Consider the following 4,213-nt stretch of genomic DNA (forward strand, 5'->3'; position numbering starts at 1 on the left):
ACCGGCAGGAACTCGAAGCGAACTTCGGCAAGGAGAGCAGTCTCGAGAAGCGCTTTTTTCACCTGCTCGAGAACGAGCGCCATGAACTCAGCTACCCCCTCAGACAGTGGTTCGGCCTTATCAAAGCCGCCAATCTAAACGTGGACTGTATCCAACTGCTGCAAGACATCACCTACTGGAAGGAGCGCACCAAAGATACCTGGGCGAGAGACTTCTACCGCACCTTAAGAGACGCCCGGCTTCTCCAAGCCCCTGACACCACCATCGAGGAGGAAACCGTATGACGCTTTTAGAAATTCACCTGCTGCAAAGCTTCGTTCCCGAACTCTTGAATCGCGACGACACCGGCAGCCATAAGAACTGCCTTTTCGGCGGGCAACTCCGCGCGCGCGTCTCGAGCCAATCCTGGAAAAGGGCCATGCGCGACTACGTGAGAACCCTCGAGCTTCTGCCTGCCGAACAGCGCGCCGTGCGTTCGAAGCGTCTTCATGAAGCATTAAGAAACAGGCTTGAGGAGATGGGGGCCGAAGAAGCAGACTATGTGGCCGAAGCCGCGCTGGCCTACATCGGTGCCTTTCACATCGAAAAATCAGTTTCTGATGATGAGACGGACCCTTACACGCGCCGCGAGCTTAAGTCCGAATACCTCGTCTTCCTCGGCAACGACAGCCTCGACGCCGTTGCCGACTTGCTTAAGGTTAACTGGGAAGACGCTAAACGCGCTGGCAAAGAGGTGCGGAAGTTCCGCGAACAGCTTCGAAAGAGCGAAAAGTACAAGGGCGGGCTCGGAGACAAGGGCAAGGAAACGCTCAAGAAAGCCGTCGATAAGGCCTTGGGCAAAGAGCTTCTCTCAGAAATCGAGAAGGCTTTCGACGGCAGCAAGGCTATAGACCTCGCCCTCTTTGGACGCATGCTTGCCGACCTTCCCGGCAAGAACGTAGACGGCGCCTGCCAGGTCGCGCACGCCCTCAGTACCCACGCGGTCGCCAGAGAGTACGACTATTACACCGCCGTCGATGACCTCAAGCCCGATGACACCTCGGGCGCGGATATGATCGGCACCATCGAGTTCAGCAGCGCCTGCTACTACCGCTATGCCGCCATTGACCTCGAGAAACTGCGCGACACGCTTGGCGATACGGAACTTGTCAAAGCCGGGCTCGAGGCGTTCTTGCGGGCCTTCGTGGAGGCCATCCCGAGCGGCAAGCAAAACTCCTTCGCGGCGCAAAACCCGCCGAGTTTCGGGGCGTTCCGCGTTCAGGACCAGGCTCAGCCCCGTAACCTTGCCAACGCCTTCGAGCGCCCTGTCCGTCAAGACGGCAGCGGCTTCGTCTTTCCTTCCATCCGCGAACTCGATAGGGAGTGGGCATGGGTAGACGGCGCTTACGGCGAGAGCGGCAGGGTCATCTACTGGCTACGTTTCGATGAGGCGGCCCAACACCTGAAGGCCAAGGAGAAAGTGGCAGGCACGCGCGAGGCCATACGGCGTGCCGTCGAGGAAGCGGCTAAGCTGCTAGGCTGATGCCGACGCTCCTTCTCAGGCTGGCCGGTCCCATGCAATCTTGGGGCGTGCAGAGCCGCTTCAGCGAACGCGATACGCTTCTGGAACCCTCCAAAAGCGGCGTCATCGGGCTTCTTTGCGCCGCGATGGGCGTAGATAGAGGCGAACCCAAGGAAGTGTTGCAGCTCGCGGGCATGCGCATGGGCGTTAGGGTGGACCGCGAAGGGACACTCGCTTACGACTACCAAACCGCTCAGAACGTCCTCAAATCCAAAGATGCAAAGGTTGACGCCCGTGACAACACCGTGCAGTCCTGGCGTTACTATCTTGCCGACGCGGCATTTCTGGTGGGGGTCGAGGGCAAAGGAGATGACTATTCCTTGCTCGAGCAGGCCTGGCGCGCCCTTCAAAACCCCCACTGGCCCCTTTTCTTGGGCCGCAAGGGGTACGTGCCAAGCGGCAGCCTCTTTTTGGCGGGCGGGCTTCGCGAATCTCAGCCGCTCCTCGAGGCGTTGTCTCAGTTCCCCTATTGTGGGTACAAAGGGCTGGAAAAACCCTTGCGCTATATTGTTGAGGCGCGTGACGGCGCCACTCGTAACGACGTACCTATCGCCGCCTTTAGCGAGCGCCGCTATGGCTCGAGGTTCGTCCAGTCCCAGTCGCGAGTTTTGGGAGAGGCGCCCGACGATGTACCTTTCTAAACTTATCCTCAACCTCCGCAGCAAGCAGGTCCGCAAAGACGTCATCAATCCCTACGACATGCATGCGACCCTATCCTGGGCTGTTGCGAACGCCGAAGAGGAGCGCGTCTTGTGGCGGCTCGAGGACGACCGCCGCACGCCCACGCTGTTGGTCCAAACCCTTACGCCCCCCGACTGGAATGCTTTGCTCATAAGGCACCCTGACTACGCACAGGTGGATAGTAAGAGCCCTAAACACGTCGAGCTAGAGCTTGAACTGGGCCAGCTCCTCCGCTTCCGCCTTCGCGCTAACCCCACCGTCACCAAAAACGGCAAACGCTACGGTCTCAGCAAGCTCGAGGAACAGCTCGAGTGGCTCACCCGCCAGGGAAAACGCCACGGCTTTGAAGTGCCCGGTGCAATAGTCAGTAGCAGCGATTGGCTAAGCTTCAAAAAGAGCGGGGTGCCCCACACCATCAGCTTACAAGCCGTCACCTATGACGGGCACCTACGCGTCCAAGACCCGGAGCGCCTACACGTCGCCATCGAACGCGGCCTCGGCCACGCCAAGGCGCTAGGCTTTGGTTTGCTCTCCATCGCCAAGGGGTAAGCCGTGCGCTACGAGACCCGCAACCTCCAAGAACTCCCCAAGTTCCGCGACGGCCTCAGCTACCTCTACCTCGAGCACGGCCGCATCGAACAGGAAGACCAGGCCATCGCCCACTACGGCGTGGGCGGCATGACCGCCGTCCCCGCCGCCGCGCTCGGCGTCCTCATGCTGGGCCCCGGCACCAGCCTCACCCACGCCGCCGTCAAGGCGCTCGCCAACAACGGCTGCAGCGTCTTTTGGGTCGGCGAGGAGATGGTGCGCTTTTACGCCAGCGGCACCGGCGAGACCCGCAGCACCCAGCACCTCCTCAAGCAAGTGGCGGCCTACAGCCACCCGCAGACGCGGCTCGAGGTCGTGAGGCGCCTCTACCGCCTCCGCTTCCCCGAACCTCTCCCCGAAGGGCTCACCCTCCAGCAGATTCGTGGGCACGAGGGGGTGCGCGTCCGCGACACCTACGCCCACTGGAGCCGCGAGACGGGCGTGCCCTGGCACGGCCGCAACTACTCGAGGGGAAACTGGACCGCCGCCGACCCCATCAACCGTGCCATCAGTGCGGGCGCCGCCTGCCTCTACGGCCTCTGCCACGCCGCCATCGTCAGCGCCGGCTACAACCCCGCGCTCGGCTTCATTCATACCGGCAAGCAACTCTCCTTCGTCTACGACGTCGCCGACATCTACAAGGCCGAAACCCTCATTCCGACCGCCTTCAAGGCTGTGGCGGAGTCGGACGAAGCCATCGAGCGCCGCGTGCGCACGGTCCTGCGCGCTGAGATACGCGAAGCCAAACTCCTCGAGCGCGTCGTAGACGACCTTCACACTCTTTTCAAAAGCCTCGACAGCCCCGACCCCTACGCTACGGACGCCGCCAAGCCCGGCGACCTGTGGGACCCAGAGGGAAGCGTGCCCGGAGGAATTGCCTATGGTAGTGATCATCCTGGAGAAGGTGCCGAAGAGCCTTAGGGGCGAGCTGACACGCTGGATGCTCGAAGTCGGCACCGGCGTGTTCGTAGGCAGCGTGAGCGCGATGGTGCGTGACCTCCTGTGGCAAAAATGCACTGAAAAGAGACGTGCAGGTCGTTGTTGCCAACTCTATCGCACCAACAATGAGCAAGGCTTTGCGATTCGCACCCACGGCGACACCAACCGCACTGCCGTTGACTTTGACGGCCTCACGCTCATTGCCGTGAAAAACGCCAAATGGGAGCGTATGATGGTAGAACCTGGCAGGGATGCGGGAGCGGACCTTGACAACTAGACTTAGCAGACACTTCCGGATGCCCCGCGAGCAATTCTAGCGTCCTAGTCTAGTCTATTCCCCACACACGCGGGGATGAACCGTCACGGCGGTGCTCGCCGTCAGCCGTCACGGCCTATTCCCCACACACGCGGGGATGAACCGTACATGGTTGAACTGGGGTATTT

6 protein-coding genes are annotated in these 4,213 nt (G+C 61.0%); all 6 read left to right on the forward strand.

Annotated features, from left to right (window positions below; genetic code table 11):
* On the forward strand, window positions 1-284 hold a 284-nt coding region (gene casB / locus M3498_14575), incomplete at its 5' end, for a type I-E CRISPR-associated protein Cse2/CasB (GenBank protein MDQ3460504.1).
* Window positions 281-1,522: a type I-E CRISPR-associated protein Cas7/Cse4/CasC gene (gene cas7e, locus M3498_14580; protein MDQ3460505.1), complete on the forward strand. Its 1,242-nt coding sequence runs from the start codon at window positions 281-283 to the stop codon at window positions 1,520-1,522. The genes casB and cas7e, both read left to right, overlap by 4 nt.
* Window positions 1,522-2,202 (forward strand): type I-E CRISPR-associated protein Cas5/CasD, encoded by a 681-nt coding sequence (gene cas5e / locus M3498_14585; protein ID MDQ3460506.1) that lies wholly within the window; start codon window positions 1,522-1,524, stop codon window positions 2,200-2,202. The genes cas7e and cas5e overlap by 1 nt, the downstream gene beginning before the upstream one ends.
* The gene (cas6e, locus tag M3498_14590; GenBank protein MDQ3460507.1) at window positions 2,189-2,791 is read left to right on the forward strand and encodes a type I-E CRISPR-associated protein Cas6/Cse3/CasE; all 603 of its coding nucleotides are present in this window, start codon (window positions 2,189-2,191) and stop codon (window positions 2,789-2,791) included. The genes cas5e and cas6e overlap by 14 nt, the downstream gene beginning before the upstream one ends.
* 3 nt (window positions 2,792-2,794) lie before the next feature.
* Window positions 2,795-3,751: a type I-E CRISPR-associated endonuclease Cas1e gene (cas1e, locus tag M3498_14595; GenBank protein ID MDQ3460508.1), complete on the forward strand. Its 957-nt coding sequence runs from the start codon at window positions 2,795-2,797 to the stop codon at window positions 3,749-3,751.
* Window positions 3,711-4,046, forward strand: coding sequence for a type I-E CRISPR-associated endoribonuclease Cas2e (gene cas2e / locus M3498_14600; GenBank protein MDQ3460509.1), 336 nt, complete (start codon window positions 3,711-3,713; stop codon window positions 4,044-4,046). Before cas1e ends, cas2e begins: the two co-directional genes overlap by 41 nt.
* Window positions 4,047-4,213 lie beyond the last annotated feature (167 nt).

This window comes from Deinococcota bacterium, from assembly GCA_030858465.1.
GTDB lineage: Bacteria > Deinococcota > Deinococci > Deinococcales > Trueperaceae > JALZLY01.

Bases quoted from the DNA above. Each gene is read 5' to 3' on its own strand.
- cas5e (MDQ3460506.1), top strand. From the start codon at position 1,522: ATGCCGACGCTCCTTCTCAGGCTGGCCGGTCCCATGCAATCTTGGGGC.
- cas6e (MDQ3460507.1), top strand. From the start codon at position 2,189: ATGTACCTTTCTAAACTTATCCTCAACCTCCGCAGCAAGCAGGTCCGC.
- cas2e (MDQ3460509.1), top strand. From the start codon at position 3,711: ATGGTAGTGATCATCCTGGAGAAGGTGCCGAAGAGCCTTAGGGGCGAG.
- cas7e (MDQ3460505.1), top strand. From the start codon at position 281: ATGACGCTTTTAGAAATTCACCTGCTGCAAAGCTTCGTTCCCGAACTC.